The 18,921-nt window shown below is 67.8% G+C and carries 17 protein-coding genes and 1 tRNA gene; 9 read left to right on the plus strand and 9 right to left on the minus strand.

Annotated elements, in window-relative coordinates; all coding sequences use genetic code 11:
- Positions 1–99: 99 nt before the first annotated feature.
- Positions 100–477: a winged helix-turn-helix transcriptional regulator gene (locus SMA5143A_RS12270; RefSeq protein ID WP_107462988.1), complete on the minus strand. Its 378-nt coding sequence runs from the start codon at positions 475–477 to the stop codon at positions 100–102.
- A 101-nt stretch (positions 478–578) separates the two neighbouring features.
- Between SMA5143A_RS12270 and SMA5143A_RS12275 the strand changes: the two genes are divergently transcribed.
- On the plus strand, positions 579–1,232 hold the full coding sequence (locus SMA5143A_RS12275) for an FMN-dependent NADH-azoreductase (protein WP_107462989.1): 654 nt from the start codon (positions 579–581) through the stop codon (positions 1,230–1,232).
- A gap of 124 nt (positions 1,233–1,356) precedes the next feature.
- Here the strand turns inward: SMA5143A_RS12275 and SMA5143A_RS12280 are convergent, their stop codons facing one another.
- On the minus strand, positions 1,357–4,164 hold the full coding sequence (locus SMA5143A_RS12280) for a beta-L-arabinofuranosidase domain-containing protein (protein WP_107462990.1): 2,808 nt from the start codon (positions 4,162–4,164) through the stop codon (positions 1,357–1,359).
- Between the two features lie 344 nt (positions 4,165–4,508).
- Here SMA5143A_RS12280 and SMA5143A_RS12285 point away from each other — a divergent pair, with 344 nt between their 5' ends.
- On the plus strand, positions 4,509–4,748 hold the full coding sequence (locus SMA5143A_RS12285) for a hypothetical protein (RefSeq protein ID WP_107462991.1): 240 nt from the start codon (positions 4,509–4,511) through the stop codon (positions 4,746–4,748).
- A gap of 229 nt (positions 4,749–4,977) precedes the next feature.
- Here the strand turns inward: SMA5143A_RS12285 and SMA5143A_RS12290 are convergent.
- Positions 4,978–5,061: transfer RNA gene (locus SMA5143A_RS12290), tRNA-Leu, on the minus strand.
- Positions 5,062–5,546: 485 nt separating this feature from the next.
- Between SMA5143A_RS12290 and SMA5143A_RS12295 the strand changes: the two genes are divergently transcribed.
- The 6 genes from SMA5143A_RS12295 (at position 5,547) to pknB (ending at position 13,675) form a co-directional block, all read left to right on the plus strand.
- On the plus strand, positions 5,547–6,377 hold the full coding sequence (locus SMA5143A_RS12295) for an FhaA domain-containing protein (RefSeq protein WP_107462992.1): 831 nt from the start codon (positions 5,547–5,549) through the stop codon (positions 6,375–6,377).
- A gap of 10 nt (positions 6,378–6,387) precedes the next feature.
- Complete coding sequence (locus SMA5143A_RS12300) at positions 6,388–6,909, plus strand: FHA domain-containing protein FhaB/FipA (protein WP_055538165.1); 522 nt, start codon at positions 6,388–6,390, stop codon at positions 6,907–6,909.
- A 128-nt stretch (positions 6,910–7,037) separates the two neighbouring features.
- Complete coding sequence (locus tag SMA5143A_RS12305) at positions 7,038–8,570, plus strand: Stp1/IreP family PP2C-type Ser/Thr phosphatase (protein WP_181361818.1); 1,533 nt, start codon at positions 7,038–7,040, stop codon at positions 8,568–8,570.
- Between the two features lie 27 nt (positions 8,571–8,597).
- Positions 8,598–10,034, plus strand: a complete 1,437-nt coding sequence (locus tag SMA5143A_RS12310) for an FtsW/RodA/SpoVE family cell cycle protein (protein WP_107462994.1) — start codon at positions 8,598–8,600, stop codon at positions 10,032–10,034.
- Complete coding sequence (locus SMA5143A_RS12315) at positions 10,031–11,491, plus strand: peptidoglycan D,D-transpeptidase FtsI family protein (protein WP_107462995.1); 1,461 nt, start codon at positions 10,031–10,033, stop codon at positions 11,489–11,491. Before SMA5143A_RS12310 ends, SMA5143A_RS12315 begins: the two co-directional genes overlap by 4 nt.
- Before the next feature lie 168 nt (positions 11,492–11,659).
- The gene (gene pknB, locus SMA5143A_RS12325) at positions 11,660–13,675 is read left to right on the plus strand and encodes a Stk1 family PASTA domain-containing Ser/Thr kinase (protein ID WP_107462996.1); all 2,016 of its coding nucleotides are present in this window, start codon (positions 11,660–11,662) and stop codon (positions 13,673–13,675) included.
- A gap of 123 nt (positions 13,676–13,798) precedes the next feature.
- On the opposite strand, the gene SMA5143A_RS12330 is transcribed toward pknB, so the two are convergent.
- The 6 genes from SMA5143A_RS12330 to SMA5143A_RS12355 are packed head-to-tail and all read right to left on the minus strand — an operon-like array spanning position 13,799 to position 18,278.
- A complete protein-coding gene (locus SMA5143A_RS12330) occupies positions 13,799–14,542 on the minus strand; it encodes a class E sortase (RefSeq protein WP_181361819.1) in 744 nt (247 codons plus the stop codon).
- A 25-nt stretch (positions 14,543–14,567) separates the two neighbouring features.
- Positions 14,568–15,845: a class E sortase gene (locus SMA5143A_RS12335; RefSeq protein WP_107462998.1), complete on the minus strand. Its 1,278-nt coding sequence runs from the start codon at positions 15,843–15,845 to the stop codon at positions 14,568–14,570.
- Complete coding sequence (locus tag SMA5143A_RS12340; RefSeq protein ID WP_107462999.1) at positions 15,842–16,492, minus strand: aminodeoxychorismate/anthranilate synthase component II; 651 nt, start codon at positions 16,490–16,492, stop codon at positions 15,842–15,844. The genes SMA5143A_RS12335 and SMA5143A_RS12340 overlap by 4 nt, the downstream gene beginning before the upstream one ends.
- Positions 16,489–16,650, minus strand: coding sequence for a hypothetical protein (locus SMA5143A_RS12345; RefSeq protein WP_107463000.1), 162 nt, complete (start codon positions 16,648–16,650; stop codon positions 16,489–16,491). The genes SMA5143A_RS12340 and SMA5143A_RS12345 overlap by 4 nt, the downstream gene beginning before the upstream one ends.
- Before the next feature lie 53 nt (positions 16,651–16,703).
- Positions 16,704–17,396, minus strand: coding sequence for a class E sortase (locus tag SMA5143A_RS12350; protein ID WP_107463001.1), 693 nt, complete (start codon positions 17,394–17,396; stop codon positions 16,704–16,706).
- 27 nt (positions 17,397–17,423) lie between these two features.
- Positions 17,424–18,278 (minus strand): DUF881 domain-containing protein, encoded by an 855-nt coding sequence (locus SMA5143A_RS12355; protein WP_181361821.1) that lies wholly within the window; start codon positions 18,276–18,278, stop codon positions 17,424–17,426.
- Positions 18,279–18,419: 141 nt separating this feature from the next.
- Between SMA5143A_RS12355 and crgA the strand changes: the two genes are divergently transcribed.
- Entirely contained in the window at positions 18,420–18,674 is a 255-nt protein-coding gene (gene crgA / locus SMA5143A_RS12360; protein WP_107463002.1) for a cell division protein CrgA, read from the plus strand.
- Positions 18,675–18,921: the final 247 nt, after the last annotated feature.

An 18,921-nucleotide genomic window follows, 5' to 3' on the forward strand; every position in this document is an offset into this window, starting at 1 on the left:
GCCGAAACGCGTCAGGCCCTGTGGACAACTCCACCGCGACTGCCAGCCAGCCTGTGGAAAACCCCGAACCGCCGTCTCGACCGGCACACCCAACCGGCCCTACTCCCGCCCCGCCCCCGCACAAGGCCAGCTCTGCGGCAGATGGACCTTCGCCCATGCGGCGAGCTCCTGGAGCGCCGGGTCCAGCGCTGCGCCCGCGTCCGTCAGGCGGTAAGTGACCCGCAGGGGCGGCCCCTCGTCGACCTCGCGCAGGACGAGGCCGGCCGCGGCGAGTTCCGTGAGGCGGTCGGAGAGCATGCGCTCGCTGATGCCGGGGATCGCCCGGCGCAGGTCGACGAAGTGCGCGGGATGCGGCATCAGCGCGGCCACGATCAGGCCCGTCCATCGCTTTCCGAGCAGAGCGAACACACGCGTCATGCCTTCTCCGACCGGCCGGCACGGACCGGCGCCATGGAGATCCCGCTGCTTTTCCGCCATGCGTCCAGCGTACTGGGCTCCCGTTCGGGGGTGAAAAAAAGTAAGTGACTGTGTTATCCATAGTCGAGTACGAAAACGAAGCGACTTCCTTGGAGTGCCCCATGGCCACCCTTCTCCACCTGGACTCGTCGGTCTTCCCCATCGACGCCTCGACGTCGCGCGCGGTGACGGAGACCTTCCGCAAGGCCTGGGAGGAGCAGCACCCGGACGGCACGGTCATCTACCGCGACCTCCACATCGACCCCGTGCCGCACATCAGCGCCGACGCGCACACCGCCGGCTTCGCCGACCCGGCCACGCACACCCCGGGGCAGGCCGCCGCCTTCGCCGAGCGCGAGAAGCTCATCGCCGAGCTGGAGGAGGCCGACGCGATCCTGATCGGCGCCCCCATGTACAACTTCTCGATCCCGTCGACCCTGAAGGCCTGGCTGGACAACGTGGTCCTCATCGGCCGTACCGCCATGACCGAGGACTCGAAGGTGAAGGGCACCCCTGTCACGGTCGTCGCCAGCCGCGGCGGCTCCTACGCGCCGGGCACGCCGCGCGAGCCCTTCGAGTACGTGCAGAACTACCTGAACGCGGTGCTCGCCGACGCCCTCGGCCTGGACGTCGACTTCATCGTCCCGGAGCTGACCATGGCACCGCACAACCCGGCGATGAGCGAGCTGATCCCGCTCGCCGAGGCCTCCCGCGCCCAGGCCCTCGACGACGCGGCCAGCAAGGCGAAGACCATCGCGGAGCGTCTGGCCGCGTAACCCGACGACCGGCCGGCGCACGGCGGCACACCTGCCCACCGCGCGCCGGCCGGCCCCGTCACCCACGAGATCGCCAGACCGGCGCCGCCTCCAGGGATCGGGCCACCACACAGACTCAAGACCCTCAGGCCTCGTAGGACGCGGCTTCCGCGGTCGTGACCACCTTCTGCCCGTCGGCCCGGTCGAGCAGCCCGGCCGACACCCAGGAGCTCACGGTCGCCCGCACGCGCGCGACCAGTGCGTCCTTGTCGGCGAACGGCGCCCCCGCCCAGATCTCGTCGAGCAGCGTCGTCCCGTCGGACTTCGCCGGGTTGGCCACGCCCGAGTCGGTGCCGCCGAGGACGACCTTCGGTTCGGAACGCCTGATGTACGCGTGCGTGGGATCCTCGGTGCCCTCGTGGAAGGGCGCGAACTCGGTGCCGTCCAGCGTGAAGTGCAGCGGCTTTCCGCTCACCGGTGTGAGAGAGGGCAGCAGGTCACCGGAGAGGCCGGCGTTGCCGTACAGGCCGAAGGACAAATAGCTCGTACTGGCGTTCCGGCCGACCAGGTTCACCGGCCCGTGGAACAGGGTCTGCAAGCTCGGGTCGTCGAGGGCCTTCTCCACCCTCAGCCGGAACGGGATCGTCACGTGTACGACGTCCCCGTCACGCCAGGTGCGGGAGGGGATCGTGAAGTAGCTCCCGGCGGCCGGCGTTCCGCTCACCGCGCTGCCGTTGACGGTCACCCGGAACCCGGCGGTCGCCCAGGAGGGCACGCGCAGCTTCATCTCGAAAGTGCCGCTGCCATCCTCGACGGTGATCGTGGAGCCCTGTTCGCGCGGGTAGTCGGTGGTCTGGGTGACCATCACGCCCTGGGCGGTCCAGTTGAGCGTGGTGGCGCTGTACAGGTTGACGTACAGCGCGCTGCCGTCGGCCTTCGCGAAGTACACGGAGTCCTGGTACTTGGTGGCGCTCTCCATGCCCGTCCCCTCGCAGCAGGTCGTGCCCTGCTTCGGGGTGTAGTCGCGCACATGGCCGGGCTTGAGGCCGATGAAGTACGTGACCAGCGGCTTCTCCGCGTCGGCCGTGTCCTGCTTGGAGCCGAGCACCTGGTTGAACAGGGCCCGCTCGTAGTAGTCCATGTACTTCGGGTCCTGCTCGTGGAAGAACAGCATCCGGCTCAGTTTGAGCATGTTGTACGCGCAGCAGGTCTCGGCGTTGGTGTCGCTGATCGTGCCGGATACGGCCCCGCGGGCCTTCCAGAACGCGGCCGTGCTCGTCCCGCCGATGCCGTACATGCGCTGGGGGACGACCATGTCCCAGAAGTTCTTGGCGGCGGTGAGATAGCGGCTCTCGCCCGTCGCGTCGTACAGGCGCACGTACCCGGTGAAGATCGGGATGTGCTGGTTGGCGTGGAGGCCGTCGAGGATGTCGGTGTTCGCGGCGCAGGCGTCGATGAGCCGGTCGAGGTCGAAGAGCTTGGCCAAGGCGAGGTGATCGGCCTCGCCGGTGATCGTGTACAGGTCGACGATGGTCTCGACGATGCCGCCGAACTCGCCGCTGGAGAAAATGCCCCACATCCGCTGCAACGTGGCGTCCGGCAGTTTGGACAGCCGGGAGTACATCCAGTCGCACATGCCGGACGCGAGGTCCAGCGCCCGGGCGTCGTCGGTGGCCAGACAGGCGTCGACCAGGCCCTTCAGGATCTTGTGCGCGGTGTAGTAGGGCGCCCACACCTTCGTGTAGTCACCGCTGGTCATCGATTCCAGCGCGATGAACTGCGTCTCCGGGTACGCGGCGAGGAACCCGGGATGGCTGGGCCCGCCCCAGGTGCGGCGCAGGGTGGCGGTGAGGCCGCGTCCGGAGGCGTCGGCGAACGTGCCGCCGTCCGTGGCCGCGAACGCGTAGGACGCGAGGTCGCCGAGTCCCGCGGAGGATTGCCCGGCCTCGTTCGACTGGAGGGAGGTGATCTCGGCCGCCGTAAGGGCCCGTGACCAGACGTTGAACTCGTCGAAGGCGCCCGCGTACACCGGGTCGCCGGAGAAGTTGGAGCGTCCCAGCCAGTTGTTCGCCAGGGTGCCCAGGACGGACGGGTTGAGCGTCATCGAGGTGTTCCGGGCGACGGCTGTGCCGTTGACGTAGAGGGTGCCCGTGGAGCCGGAGAGGGTCACCGCCACGTGGCTCCACTGGTTCAGCGGCAGCGCGGCCGTGCCGTTGAGCCCCTGCTCGCCTCCCGGGCCGCTGGTGGTGACGGCGAACCGGGGCACCCCGTCGGCGTTGCGGGTGGCCAGGTACATGTACCGGGTGGTGTTGTCGCCGAAGTCGAAGACGCGCTGCCAATGGGCGTTGTGGGTGGGCCTCACCCAGACCGACAGGGTGATCGCCGCGGCACCGCCGAGCACGGCGGACGGCAGGTCGACGTACTGGTACGAACCACGGACGTTCTCGTGGGCGCCACCCCACTTCCCGGTGACGGCGAGCGCCTTCGGGTCACCGCGCAGCGCCTCACGCACCTCGCTCAGGGCGCCGACCATGCTCCGGATCCGGTCGGCGTACGCGGTGTCCCCGGCGCCGGCGTAGGCCTGGGCCAGCATCGTCAGGAAGTGCCCGGTGTAGTGGCCCCGAAGGTTGCCGTTGGCCTCGCCGTCGAGACCCTCCCAGCCGCCGGGGGCGACCGCGCCCTTGGTGGACAACCCCGCGTTGGCACGGAACACCTGGAGCAGCCGGTCGACGTCGTAACCGCGGCCGTGGTCGAGCATCAGCTGCCGTTTGTCGGCGAAGAGGCCAGGGCCGAGCGTCACGTCCTTGAGTCCGAAGGGCCGCACGGACCAGGTGGACGGCGATGGAACGGCGGCGGCCGCGCGACCACCGCCCGCCCCGAAGGAGACTCCGGGCATGGCCGCGGCGACGATCGCGGACTGGAGCAGAAAGCGTCTGGAGAGGGGCGGAGCCATGTGCGCCTCGTCTCTGGCATGTGTGTGGGGGGCAAGGGGCCAGACAACAATCATTCGAAATTACGAACGCTGTGCGATTTACCGACGAGAACATAGGTAGGGGATGGGCGGGCGTCAACGGAACTGACGGGAACTCAGGGGCCTCACGCCCAGGCAGGAGGCCCTCCGCCGCCCGCGCACGTTGCGCCGAACCAGCGCGAACCCGGAATCACGCGCCCCCGGGAGCCACGGGGAATCCACCCGCAGGCGATCCCGATAGACGCTGGTCAGCCGCCCCACTCCCACCTTCCATCCCAGCGGCTGGTGATCGAAGCGCAGGCCGACCGGCTGATCCTGTCCGGACCATGGACAGCCCAATCGAGTTCAGCACCCCGCGACCCCGAGCTCTCTCCGACGGCGAGCGACAGGAGTTCCACGCGGTCATACGGCACACCCGCACCGGTCTGATCGCCGGCTCCGACCGCCTCCGGCCCCCTGTCACGCACGGACAACAGCAGCCCGCCATCGCCGAGCACCCCGTCTACCAGGACCTCCTGGTCCGAGCGCGCCGCCTCACCAGCTACGCCCCGCACTGCTTCACCTAGAACATCACCGATACACCGCTCTGTGACGTTTCACGTGAAACATGACCCGCCCGCGCACAGGAGACTCGGCACGCCCCCACGCCGTCTCGCGCCACCAAAGAACGAAAGCCCTTACCGAACCTGCTGAGAGACTCCTCACACTTCGCCCACCAGGCGATCGTGCCCCCGGAGTCCCCGCGGACATAAAAAGAAGCGGTCCCATCGTCTTCACGATGGGACCGCTTCGCTGTGCGCGAGGGGGGAGTTGAACCCCCACGCCCTTGCGGGCACTGGAACCTGAATCCAGCGCGTCTGCCTATTCCGCCACCCGCGCATTGGGTGTGTCCTCAGGCCCTGCCCTTTCGGTGCTGGCGCCTTCCGACATCCAGAAGATTAGCACGGTGGAGAGGGTGGGTTCACATCCCTTATCCGTGGTGGGCCCCGCCCCGGCTCACCGGCCACGGAGCGACCGGCGAGGGCCGAACACCTGCTCCGTTGCGCCACGTATCAACGAGTGCTGGTTCACGTATCAACCTCGTACCGGTCCCGGCCATCTCCACTGGAGGAGGGCAGGGTCCACGGTCAGGTGCGGGACACTGGTCTCGTGCCGCCTCTACGATCCTTGGCAGAGTTCGGGCGGGGGTAGTTCGAAGAGGAGCTCCGGTGGGAAGCCGGGAGGGGACCTCAGTGGGCTTCGGCGCCGGTGACACCGGCCGACGAGGCCGACCGGGGGAACCAGCCGATTTCCCGGCGCGTGGATACGATCAGTAAGCAGTACGGACGCAGTACGCAGAGCGGTGACGACGGAGGAGGTGCCCCATGGGAGTCCTGAAGAAGTTCGAGCAGCGTCTCGAAGGTCTGGTCAACGGCACCTTCGCCAAGGTGTTCAAGTCCGAGGTCCAGCCCGTGGAGATCGCGGGAGCACTCCAGCGTGAGTGCGACAACAACGCGACGATCTGGAACCGCGACCGGACGGTCGTCCCCAATGACTTCATCGTGGAACTGAGCACGCCCGACTTCGAGCGCCTCAGCCCCTACTCCGGCCAGCTCGGCGACGAGCTCGCCGGCATGGTGCGCGACTACGCCAAACAGCAGCGGTACACCTTCATGGGCCCCATCAAGGTCCACCTGGAGAAGGCGGACGACCTCGACACCGGCCTGTACCGGGTGCGCAGCCGTACGCTCGCCTCCTCCACCGACCAGCAGGGCCCCGGGGGCGCCCCGGCGAACGCCGGCGGTGGCCGCCCCGGCGGCTACGGCTACCCGCCCACCGGCGCCCCGCCCATGCCGGCCACGCCGCCGCCCGGCGGCCGTCCCGGCTCGGCCCCCTACCTCCAGCGCGCCGGGGCAGCCCCGGGCGCCGCTGGACGCACGCGCTACTGGATCGAGATCAATGGCACCCGCCATCAGATCTCCCGCCCGACGCTGGTGCTGGGCCGCAGCACCGAAGCCGACGTGCGGATCGACGACCCCGGCGTGTCCCGCCGGCACTGCGAGATCCGGACCGGAACGCCCTCGACGATCCAGGATCTCGGGTCCACCAACGGCATCGTGGTGGACGGGCAGCACACCACCCGCGCTACGCTCCGCGACGGCTCGCGGATCGTCGTGGGCAGCACCACCATCATTTACCGGCAAGCCGAAGGGTGAAGCGGGGGCAATGTCAGAGCTGACCCTCACGGTCATGCGGCTGGGGTTCCTGGCCGTACTGTGGCTGTTCGTGATCGTGGCCGTGCAGGTCATCCGCAGCGACCTGTTCGGTACGCGCGTCACCCAGCGGGGGTCGCGCCGGGAGAACGCGCGGCCGCAGAACGCCGCCCGGCAGGCCGCGCCGCCCCAGCAGCGCGGCCAGCAGCCCGCCGCCACCGGCGGCCGCCGCGGGCGCAACGCCCCCACCAAGCTCGTCGTCAGCGAGGGCACGCTGACGGGGACGACCGTCGCGCTGCAGGGCCAGACCATCACCCTGGGCCGCGCGCACGACTCCACGATCGTGCTGGACGACGACTACGCCTCCAGTCGGCACGCCCGGATCTACCCGGACCGCGACGGCCAGTGGATCGTCGAGGACCTGGGGTCCACCAACGGCACGTATCTCGACCGGAACCGACTGACGACTCCCACGCCGATCCCGCTGGGCGCGCCGATCCGCATCGGCAAGACCGTCATCGAGCTGCGGAAGTAGTGCTACATCATGAATAGGCGCGAGCGGAGCGAGCACGCAGCGGCGGTCCCCACCAGGGGCCCCGGCGCGCTCCCGACCGGAGGGTGGGCACCGTGCGGATGTACCCGGAGCCGACGGGCGAGGTGCGCATGAGTCTGTCACTGCGCTTCGCCGCCGGATCGCACAAAGGCATGATCCGTGAGGGCAACGAGGACTCCGGCTACGCCGGCCCGCGGCTGCTCGCGATCGCCGACGGCATGGGCGGCCAGGCGGCCGGCGAGGTCGCCTCCTCCGAGGTGATCTCCACGCTGGTCACGCTCGACGACGACATCCCCGGCTCCGACATCCTGACCTCACTCGGCACCGCGGTGCAGCGCGCCAACGAACAGCTGCGCGCCATGGTCGAGGAGGACCCTCAGCTGGAGGGCATGGGCACCACGCTCACCGCCCTGCTGTGGACCGGCCAGCGCCTCGGGCTCGTCCACGTCGGTGACTCCCGCGCCTACCTCCTGCGCGACGGCGTCCTCACCCAGATCACCCAGGACCACACCTGGGTGCAGCGCCTGGTCGACGAGGGCCGTATCACCGAGGAGGAAGCCACCACCCACCCGCAGCGCTCCCTGCTGATGCGCGCGCTGGGCAGTGGCGACCACGTCGAGCCCGACCTCTCCATCCGTGAGGTCCGCGCCGGCGACCGGTACCTGATCTGCTCCGACGGCCTGTCCGGCGTGGTGTCCCACCAGACGATGGAGGACACCCTCGCCAGCTACCAGGGCCCCGAGGAGACCGTCCAGCAGCTGATCGAGCTCGCACTGCGCGGCGGCGGCCCCGACAACATCACGGTCATCATCGCCGACGTCCTCGACCTCGACACGGGCGACACCCTCGCCGGCCAGCTCCACGACACCCCGGTCGTGGTGGGCGCGGTCGCCGAGAACCAGCTCCACCACCAGGACAACGGCATCATGCAGACTCCCGCCGGCCGCGCCTCCGGGCTCGGCCGCCAGGGGCACGCGCAGGGCGGTGGCGGTGAGTTCGGCCCGCCCGGCTCCGGCAACACCACCGGGTACATGCCGTCGGCGGGCAGCTTCGGGAACTACTCCGACACCGACTTCGTCAAGCCGCGCAAGAAGGGCCGGTGGCTCAAGAGATCCTTCTTCGGCATCCTCGGCCTCGCCGTGATCGGCGGGGGCCTCTACGGCGGGTACCGCTGGACGCAGACGCAGTACTACGTCGGCGCCAACGACGACCATGTCGCGCTGTACCGCGGCATCAGCCAGGACCTGGCCTGGATCTCGCTCTCGAAGGTGGAGAAGGACCACCCCGAGATCGAACTCAAGTACCTGCCGCCGTACCAGCAGAAGCTTGTCGAGGCCACGATCGCCGAGGGCGGTCTGGACAACGCCAAGAAGAAGATCGACGAACTGGCCGTCCAGGCGTCGGCGTGCAAGAAGAGCGCCGAGCGCCGTGAGGCGGCGGACAACAACGCCAAGACCGGTGCGGGTGAGGCCGGGGGCACCACGGGAACCACGAAGACCTCCCTCACGTCCAAGGCCACACCGTCCCCGACGTCGAAGCCATCGGCGTCCCCGAGCCCGACCCAGTCCACACCCACACCGTCAGCCGGCCCCACCCTCTCGGAGGAGGAGCAGAAGCTGGTCTCGCGGTGCGGTGAGCAGTAGGCAAGCCGCGAGGGGCCCACGCACACGATGAGCAGTACTACCAACACGTCGACGCAGCACACGTCCACGATCGGCGCGATCGGCGCGCCGAGCCGCCGCAACACCGAACTGGCGCTGCTGGCTTTCGCGGTCGCGATCCCAGTGTTCGCCTACGCCAACGCCGGTCTGGCCATCAGCGACCAGGTCCCCGCCGGCCTCCTCGCATACGGCCTCGGGCTCGGCCTGGTCGCCGGTATCTGCCACCTCGCCGTGCGCAAGTTCGCACCGTACGCAGACCCGCTGATGCTGCCGCTGGCCACCTTGCTGAACGGGCTCGGGCTCGTGGTCATCTGGCGGCTCGACCAGTCGGAACGACTCCAGCTGCGCAACGAGTTCTTCGAAGCCTCCCCCAGGCAGCTGCTCTACTCCGCGCTGGGCATGGCGCTGTTCATCGCGGTGCTCGTCTTCCTCAAGGACCACCGCGTCCTGCAGCGCTATACGTACATCTCGATGGCGGCTGCCCTCGTCCTGTTGCTGCTGCCGCTCGTGCCTGGCCTCGGTCTGAACGTCTTCGGCGCTCGCATCTGGATCTCCATCTTCGGATTCACCATCCAGCCAGGTGAGTTCGCCAAGATCGTCCTGGCCATCTTCTTCGCCGGTTATCTCATGGTGAAGAGAGATGCGCTGGCCCTGGCCAGTCGCCGCTTCATGGGCCTCTATCTGCCGCGCGGCCGCGACCTCGGGCCCATCCTGGTCGTCTGGGTCCTGTCCATCCTGATCCTGGTCTTCGAGACCGACCTCGGTACCTCGCTCCTCTTCTTCGGCATGTTCGTGATCATGTTGTACGTCGCCACCGAGCGGACCAGCTGGATCGTCTTCGGTCTGCTGATGTCCGCCGCCGGCGCCGTCGGCGTGGCCTCGTTCGAGATCCACGTCCAGCAGCGTGTCCAGGCCTGGCTCGACCCGATGCATGAGTACGAGCTGAGCCAGCAGGGCATCGCCGGTCACTCCCAGCAGTCCATGGAGGCCTTGTGGGCCTTCGGCTCCGGCGGAACCCTCGGCACCGGCCTCGGTCAGGGGAACTCGGACCTCATCGGCTTCGCCGCCAACTCCGACTTCATCCTCGCCACCTTCGGCGAGGAACTGGGCCTGGCCGGTGTCATGGCGATCCTGTTGGTCTACGGCCTGATCGTGGAACGCGGCATTCGTACCTCACTGGCCGCTCGGGACCCGTTCGGCAAACTGCTGGCCGTCGGCCTGTCCGGAGCCTTCGGACTCCAGGTCTTCGTCGTCGCCGGCGGCGTGATGGGTTTGATCCCGCTGACTGGTATGACGCTGCCCTTCGTGGCATATGGCGGTTCCTCCGTGATCGCCAACTGGGCGCTGATCGGCATTCTGATCCGCATCAGCGACACCGCGCGGCGTCCCGCGCCAGCACCCGCCCCGAACCCCGACGCCGAGATGACCCAGGTGGTCCGACCGTGAACAAGCCGCTGCGCCGGATCGCGATCTTCTGTGGGCTCCTCATCCTTGCCCTACTCATCCGCGACAACTGGATCCAGTACGTACAGGCCGACTCCCTAAAAAGCGACAACAAGAACCGCCGCGTCGCCATCGAGCGCTACGGCACCCCACGCGGCGACATCATCGTCGACGGCAAGGCCATCACCGGGTCCGTCGAGACCGAGGGCACCGACTACAAGTTCAAGCGCACCTGGAAGAACGGCGAGATGTGGGCCCCCGTCACCGGGTACTCCTCGCAAATCGTCGGCGCAACGCAGTTGGAGAACCTCGAGGACGGGATCCTCACCGGCAACGACGACCGGCTGTTCTTCCGGAACACGCTGGACATGATCACCGGCAAGAAGAAGGAGGGCGGCAGCGTCGTCACCACCCTCAACGCCGCCGCGCAAAAGGCGGCCTTCGAGGGCCTCGGCGACAAGAAGGGCGCCGTCGCCGCACTCGACCCCAAGACCGGCGCGATCCTCGCCCTGGCCTCCACGCCGTCCTACGACCCGTCGACGTTCGCCGGCATCAGCACCAAGGACAGCGAGACCTTCTCGAAGCTGGAGAAGGACAAAGACAAGCCGATGCTGAACCGCGCGCTGCGCGAGACCTACCCTCCGGGTTCCACGTTCAAGGTGGTCACTGCCGCCGCCGCCCTGGAGAACGGCGTCGTGTCGGACATCGACGACAAGACGGACACACCCGACCCGTACAAGCTGCCGGAGTCGTCAACCCCCCTCACCAATGAGCATGGCGAGTGCAAGAACGCCACCCTCCGCTACGCGCTCGAGCAGTCCTGCAACACGGTTTTCGGCAAGCTCTCCGATGCCGTCCGCAACGACAAGATGATCGAGCAGGCCGAGAAGTTCGGCTTCAATAACGCCACGCTGGACACTCCCGTCCGCGCCGCGGAGAGCGTCTATCCCGAGGACAACCGCCCCCAGAACGCCATGGCGGGCATCGGCCAGGCCTCCAACCGCGCCACCCCGCTCCAGATGGCAATGGTCGCCTCGGCGGTCGCCAACAACGGAGAGCTGATGAGGCCGTACATGGTCGACCAGCTTCGCGCCTCCAATCTCGACGTCATCGAGTCGCACGACCCGGAGTCGCTCTCCCAGGCCGTCTCTCCGGAGAACGCCCAGAAGCTCCAGGCGATGATGGAGTCCGTCGTCAAGAACGGCACCGGTACCCGCGCCCAGATCGACGGTGTCACCGTCGGCGGCAAGACCGGTACGGCCCAGCACGGCGTGAACAACAAGGAGAAGCCGTACGCCTGGTTCATTTCGTACGCCAAGCTCAGCGACGGCAGCTCGCCGGTCGCCGTGGCCGTGGTGGTCGAGGACGGTTCCGCCAACCGCGGTGAGATCTCCGGTGGTGGTCTCGCCGCCCCGATCGCGAAGAGCGTGATGCAGGCAGTGATCAACAGCAAGAAGTGACCCCGCTCACGTCACCTCCACATCGGTGCACGTTGCGATACCGGTCCTGTATCGGGTGACGCGGTTGGCCAGGTCATGAAAGGCGAGACGGGTACCGTATGCCCGGAGCACAGCCGCCGGACCACACAAGGTGCGGTCGGGACCGACGGAGAGGGCTGGTAGGAAGCTATGGAAGAGCCGCGTCGCCTCGGCGGCCGGTACGAGCTGGGCCAGGTGCTCGGCCGTGGTGGCATGGCGGAGGTCTACCTCGCGATGGACACCCGCCTCGGCCGCACCGTGGCGGTGAAGACGCTGCGAGCGGACCTCGCGCGCGACCCCACCTTCCAGGCCCGGTTCCGCCGGGAGGCCCAGTCGGCCGCCTCGCTCAACCACCCCGCGATCGTCGCGGTCTACGACACGGGCGAGGACTACATCGACGGGGTCTCGATCCCGTACATCGTTATGGAGTACGTCGAGGGCTCCACGCTCCGTGAGCTTCTCCACAGCGGCCGCAAGCTGCTGCCGGAGCGAGCCATGGAGATGACCATCGGCATCCTCCAGGGTCTGGAGTACGCCCACCGCAACGGCATCGTCCACCGTGACATCAAGCCGGCCAACGTCATGCTGACGCGCAACGGCCAGGTCAAGGTGATGGACTTCGGTATCGCCCGCGCCATGGGTGACTCCGGCATGACGATGACGCAGACGTCCGCCGTCATCGGCACCGCCCAGTACCTCTCCCCGGAGCAGGCCAAGGGCGAGCAGGTGGACGCCCGGTCTGACCTGTACTCCACGGGCTGTCTTCTCTACGAACTGCTGACGGTTCGTCCCCCGTTCGTCGGTGACTCCCCCGTGGCGGTCGCCTACCAGCACGTACGGGAGGAACCTCAGCCTCCGAGCGTCTTCGACCCGGAGATCACGCCGGAGATGGACGCCATCGTCCTGCGTGCCCTGGTCAAGGACCCGGACTACCGCTACCAGTCCGCCGACGAGATGCGCGCCGACATCGAGGCCTGTCTCGACGGTCAGCCCGTAGCGGCCACCGCGGCCATGGGCTCGGTCGGTTACGGTGGCTACCCGGACGACCAGGCCACCACGGCGCTGCGCTCCCAGGACGCCGGCGCCACCACGATGCTGCCCCCGATGAACGGGGACGACGGCTACGGCTATGACGACCGCCAGGGGCGTCGCCGCCAGCAGAAGAAGAACAACACCTCGACGATCCTGCTGGTCGTCGCGGGTGTGCTGGTGCTGGTGGGCGCGATCCTCATCGGACGGTGGATGTTCGCCGGTAACGACACGGGTGGGGACACCCTCAAGGCGCCGAACTTCGTCGGCCAGACGGAGAAGGAAGCCAGACAGGCGGCGAACAACGTCGACCTCAAGGTGACCACCACCCAGAAGGCGTGCGAGAACCAGAAGACCGGCAACGTCTGCAGTCAGAACCCCGCGGCCGACGACCCGGTGAAGAAGGGCGACACCATCGCCCTGGTGATCTCGACGGGCGCCCCGAAGGTCTCCGTCCCCGACGTCACCGGACTCCAGTTCAACGAGGCCAAGAAGCAGCTGCAGGACAAGGGCTTCACGGTCGACCGGAAGAACGAGGAGTCCGACCGCAAGCCCGGCGTCGTGATCAGCCAGGACCCCGACAGCGGAAAGCTCGAGAAGGGCTCCACGGTCACGCTGACGGTGGCCAAGGAGGCGGAGAAGTCCGTCGTGCCGACGGTCGCGGGCCGCAGCTGTGACGACGCCAAGGCGCAGATGGAGGCCAACGACCTCGTCGGCACCTGCACCGATGTGCAGACCGACGACGACAACCTCGTCGGCAAGGTCGTCGCCACCAACCCGGAGGCGGGCACCGAGCTCAACCCGGGTGACACGGTGACCATCCAGATCGGCAAGAAGGCCGAGGAGAAGAAGGCCAAGGTCCCGAACGTGGTCGGCCAGACCGTGGGTCAGGCGAAGCAGATCCTCCAGCAGAACGGCTTCACCAACATCCAGTTCGCCCAGGGCAGCGACCAGAGCGACACCGCGCTGGTCACCGACCAGGACCCGGATGGTGGCAACGACGCCGTGCCGAGCCAGACGACGATCACCCTCGCCTCGGTGAGTTTCGGCGGCAACAACAACGGCGGTAATGACAACGGCGGCAACAACGGTGGGGGCTTCTTCGGAGGCCTCACCGGCGCCCGCTTCGAGGACTGATCACCACCTCGTCCCGCATCAAGACCGATGCCCGGCCCCTCTGGAGAGGAGTCGGGCATCGGTCTTTCCGGTAGGAGCCGGACATCAGCCGCCATGGCGATGTTTCACGTGAAACAGTCGCGGCTAACGCAATTCCTTCGGCAGGGTGCGTTCCGCGTTGACCCGTTCCACCCGCTCCAGCTCGCCCCACACGACGAAGCGGTGGCGGGAGGTGTAGACGGGGGTGCAGGTGGTGAGGGTGATGTACTTGCCGGCCTTCTTCTTGCCGGACTCCCTGGGGATGCTCGACAGAACCTTGACGTTGTACTTCGAGGTCTCGGAGAGGGTGTCGTAGACCTTGTAGACGTACCAGTTGTCGCGGGTCTCGAAGACGATCGGGTCGCCCTTCTCGAGCTTGTCGATGTTGTGGAACTTGGCTCCATGACCGTCGCGGTGTGCCGCGAGGGTGAAGTTGCCGTCCTTGTCGGTAGTGGGGAGGGTCGCCTTGACCGGACTCGTGTAGTAGCCGGCCACACCACCGTTGAGGACCTTGGTCGAGGTGCCCTTCTTGACCAGGACCTCGCCGTTCTCCATGGCCGGCACATGCAGGAAGCCGATGCCGTCCTTGGTGTCCAGGGCGCCCGGGCTGTCGTCCGCCGCCTCCCAGTTGTCGCGGACCTTGTCCGCTTCCTCGCCGGCCTCGCGGTCGGCCAGGACGTTCGTCCACCACAGCGAGTAGACGACGAACAGGCCCAGCACCACGCCCGCAGTGATGAGCAGTTCACCGAAGACACTGACCGCCATCGCGATCCGTCCCATACGACGACGCTTCGGCGCCGTCTCGGACGTGTCCGTCCGTTCTTCGGTCTCGTCGGTGGTCACTGCCACAGTTCATCCGCCCTTGATCGAGCCCCTACTGGACGAGCGCGTCGGGCTTCCCCTTGCTGCGCGGCCGTTCCTCCACCATCTTGCCCCACACGATCATGCGGTACTTGCTGGTGAACTCCGGGGTGCAGGTGGTGAGGGTGATGTAGCGGCCGGGCTCGGTGAATCCCGAGCCCGGGGGCACCGGTTGGAGCACGCTGATGTTCGACGGCGAGGTCACCGGCAGGATCGAGGCCATGTCGTAGACGAAGTACGTGTCCTGCGTCTCCACGACGATCGGGTCGCCCGGCTTGAGCTGGTTGATGTACCGGAACGGTTCTCCGTGGGTGTTCCGGTGTCCCGCGATACCGAAGTTGCCCGTCTTGTCCTGGGGCATCGCCGTCTTGACGCGGTCACTGTTGTAGTGCCCGACCATCCCACGGTCCAGGACCTTCGGCTTGTTGGTGCCCTCCGCGATCGGCACGACCACGTCGAGCTTCGGGATGTGCAGGATGGCGAAGCCCTGGCCCGGCTCGAACGCACCCGGCGCGCGCTTGCCGCTCTTCCACTCCTCCTGAAGGCTGGTCGCCTCCCGGCCCGCCTGCTGCTGGGCCCGGATGTTCGACCACCAGAGCTGGTACGTGACGAACAGCAGCATCAGCACGCCGGTGGTGATGAACACCTCGCCGATCGCCCGACTCGCGACCACGCCCATGCTGGGCTTGCGCGCCCGCGCGGCCCGGCGTGCCTCCACCCGGGAGAGAGGCGCCGAGGCCGCCCCTAAGGGCTTGTCGGGCCCGTGAGCGGCTCCGGAGCCCGCCCGGGCTCCCAGGGGCCCTCCGTGCCTCCCGTGCCGTCTGGCGGCCTTACGGCGCGCCGCTCGGCCCCCCGGAGCGGGCGGCGTCTGTATCGCCTCGGCCTCGGCGGCCAGGCGCCGGGCCTCCTCCACCCGGAGGGCCACCGTCTCCTCGTCGATCGGAGGGTGCTCCTGGGCGGTGTCGACCGAGGGGTGCTCGTGCACGGCCGGTTCATAGCCCGAGGGCTGTGCCGCCTGATAGGCGGTCGGCTCGTAGTTCTCGAAGGGCTCCCCGTAGGGCGTCCTGGAGCGCGGTTCGTAGGTCGGCTCCGCGTGGTCCCGCCGGCCGTACCAGTCACCCTGGGGGTAGTCCGTCTCCTGGGGCTGGGCCTGCGGCGGGGCGTACCACTGCTGTGGCGGATCGACCGGGGGGCGGGTGCGGAAATCCTCCGCCTCGAACGACTCGGCGCCCCCGTACGCGGCCTCGCCGCCGTAGGGGGCACTCTCACGCTCGGGGCGCAGGGCTGTCACGCCGTGGCCCTGCCCACCACCGGGGCGAGCCCCGCCGACCTCGCCACGGCGTCTTCGTCCCCGCATTCCACCAGCCAGTTGGCCAGCATGCGGTGGCCGTGCTCGGTGAGCACCGACTCGGGGTGGAACTGCACGCCCTCGACGGGAAGTTCACGGTGCCTGAGGCCCATGATGATCCCGTCGTGCGTACGAGCCGTGACCTCCAGTTCAACGGGTACGGTCCCGGGCTCGGCGGCCAGCGAGTGGTAGCGGGTCGCGGTGAAGGGCGTCGGCAGGCCCGCGAAGACGCCTCTGCCCTCGTGCTCCACCAGCGAGGTCTTGCCGTGCAGCAGTTCGGGGGCGCGGTTCACGACCCCGCCGTACGCCACCTGCATGGACTGCATGCCGAGGCACACCCCGAAGACGGGCACGCCGGTCTCGGCGCAGTGGCGGACCATGTCGACGCAGACGCCGGCCTCCTCGGGGGTGCCCGGTCCGGGGGACAGCAGGACACCGTCGAAGTCGTCCTGGGCGTGCGCGGTCGCCACCTCGTCGTTGCGCAACACCTCGCACTCAGCGCCCAGCTGGTACAGGTACTGGACCAGGTTGAAGACGAAGCTGTCGTAGTTGTCGACGACGAGGATGCGGGCGGGTCGGGCGGCACTCACTGGTCGTTCACCGTCACATCGTTGAAGGGCAGCAGGGGCTCCGCCCAAGGAAAGACGTACTGGAAGAGGACGTAGACGACGGTCAGCGTGAGCACGAGGGAAAGCAGCGCCTTCACCCAGACATTGCCGGGCAGATGCCGCCAGATCCAGCCGTACATGCCGTCCCTTCCTTCACACCACGGCACCGGATTCACGCCGTACCGCCACCAGACTAACGGCGTAGCGCCTCAGGTTTCCCTGACTCCACAGGCTTCGTGGATTCGAGATGGCCCCACACGATGAGCCGATGGCTGTGGCCCCACTCCGGGTCGCAGGTCGTCAACGTCAGATAGCGCCCCGCGCGCGTGTAGCCCGATTTCTTCGGCACGGGGTCGATGACCTGGACGTCGGCGGGCAATGTCCGATAAGGACCCTTGTCGATGACGTACGTGTACCAGTGGGCGCCGTCGGTCAGGACCACCGCGTCCCCGGCCCGCAGCTTGGGAAAATCTTTGAAGGGATCGCCATACGTGCGGCGATGGCCGGCGACCGCGAAGTTTCCCTTCTGTCCCAGCTGAGCGGTGTTCGCGTAGTGCCCGAGCCCTTTCTTCAAGGTGCTGGTCCTGGTGCCCTCCAGCACGGGCTTGTTCCACGTGGAACCAAGACGCGGGATGTACATGAGAGCGAAGGGTTTCGCCTCCGTGTACGGCGCGGGCGGCTTCGGACTCGCCGTGGTCCCCGCCGCGGTGGTCGGTCGCACCGGTTGCCTGGCCCACTGGTCCTGGAGCAGGCCGACCTGGCGGTCCATCTCGGTGTCGGCCTTCACGCCGGTCCAGAAGAGCACATAGACGACGAAGAGCACGATCAAGGTGCCGACGGTGATGCAGAGTTCGCTGACGGTCCTGACGATCACACGCACCGACACAGGTCCCCCGGCTGCCGTTACGGGCCTCTACTCCACGGGCTTGGCGTACTGCAGATCCACTGTGCCCGAGTAGCCGGGCAGAGTCACCGGCCCGTCCTCGGTGACTTTCCAGCCGAGTCCGTAGACGTTGACGTACACCATGTAGTTCTGGATCGCCTTGCTCTCGGCGAGCGCCTTCTGGAGCTTCTCAGGGTCACCGACCGCCTGGATCTTGTACGGCGGTGAGTAGACGCGGCCCTGGAGGATCAGGGTGTTGCCGACGCATCGCACGGCGCTGGTGGAGATGAGCCGCTGGTCCATGACCTTGATGCCCTTGGCGCCGCCCAGCCACAGGGCGTTCACCACGGCCTGCAGGTCCTGCTGGTGGATGACCAGGTAGTCGGGCTGTGGCTCGGGGTAGCCGGGAAGCTTGGCGGTGGCGTTCGGCGGGGCGTCGTTGAGGGTGACGGTGATGGCCTGGCCCTTGAGCCGCTGGGTGCCGGCGTTCTTCTCCAGCGCCGTGAGCCGGGCGTCCTCGGCCTCGGTGCTGCCGTCGTCCCGCTCGGCGAGGGCCTCGACGTCGTCCCGGAGCACTCCGTTCGACTCGTCGAGCTGGCCGTTCTTGTGGCTGCGCTCCTGGATCAGGTCGGAGAGCTTGAGCAACGAGGCGTCCGTGCGGATGTTCGTGCCCTTGGCCGTGTCGAAGCTGGTGAAGAAGATGAGCCCGGCGAGGGCGAAGACTCCCACGGTGAGCACGCGTACGGGCCGGACACCGCCCCGGGCGGAGGCGTCACCGGTCGCGAGGGGCGAGGAGCCGTCGGACTCGGTGGTCCCGGCGGTCCCGGCACCCGGCCCGGAGGAGTCGCCGGAACCGGCCTCGGGGGAGTCGGCTGAATTGCTCAACGTACCCTTATCTCCTTAGGCGGCGCGGAAGCACTACGCTAACGGACGCCCGGGGGAGCATTCAGTGTCCCCTTGTACGCTGCCCCGGAGCCCGCCCCGTTCCCTGCGCGGCCACGCAGCGCATCGACAGGAGAGACCCTCGTGCCGAAGTCACGTATCCGCAAGAAGGCCGACTACACGCCGCCGCCGTCGAAGCAGGCCACAGCCATCAAGCTGAACAGCCGTGGCTGGGTGGCTCCCGTCATGCTGGCCATGTTCCTCCTCGGCCTGGCCTGGATCGTCATCTTCTATGTGACCGACGGCTCGCTGCCCATCGATTCCCTCGGCAACTGGAACATCGTGGTGGGCTTCGGCTTCATCGCCGCCGGATTCGGTGTCTCGACCCAGTGGAAGTAGCACCTTCCACACCCGTGTGACCAGCCCTCCCCAGAGCTATCCACGGAGTTATCCACAGGCGTTTTCCACAGTGGGGAAAAAGAACGACGATCTGTGGATAACCCATCGGGCGTTGACGCCGGTATGACTGATCCGTCACCCCCGCAAGCATGTTCGCCCCCTGCCTGACCTGCGAAAACGCAGGTGAGCGACAGGGGGCACAGCTGTTCCCGCACCCTATGCACAAGATCCGCCACGGTCTGTGGAC

It is taken from the genome of Streptomyces sp. MA5143a (genome assembly GCF_900290235.1).
Taxonomy (GTDB): Bacteria; Actinomycetota; Actinomycetes; order Streptomycetales; family Streptomycetaceae; genus Streptomyces.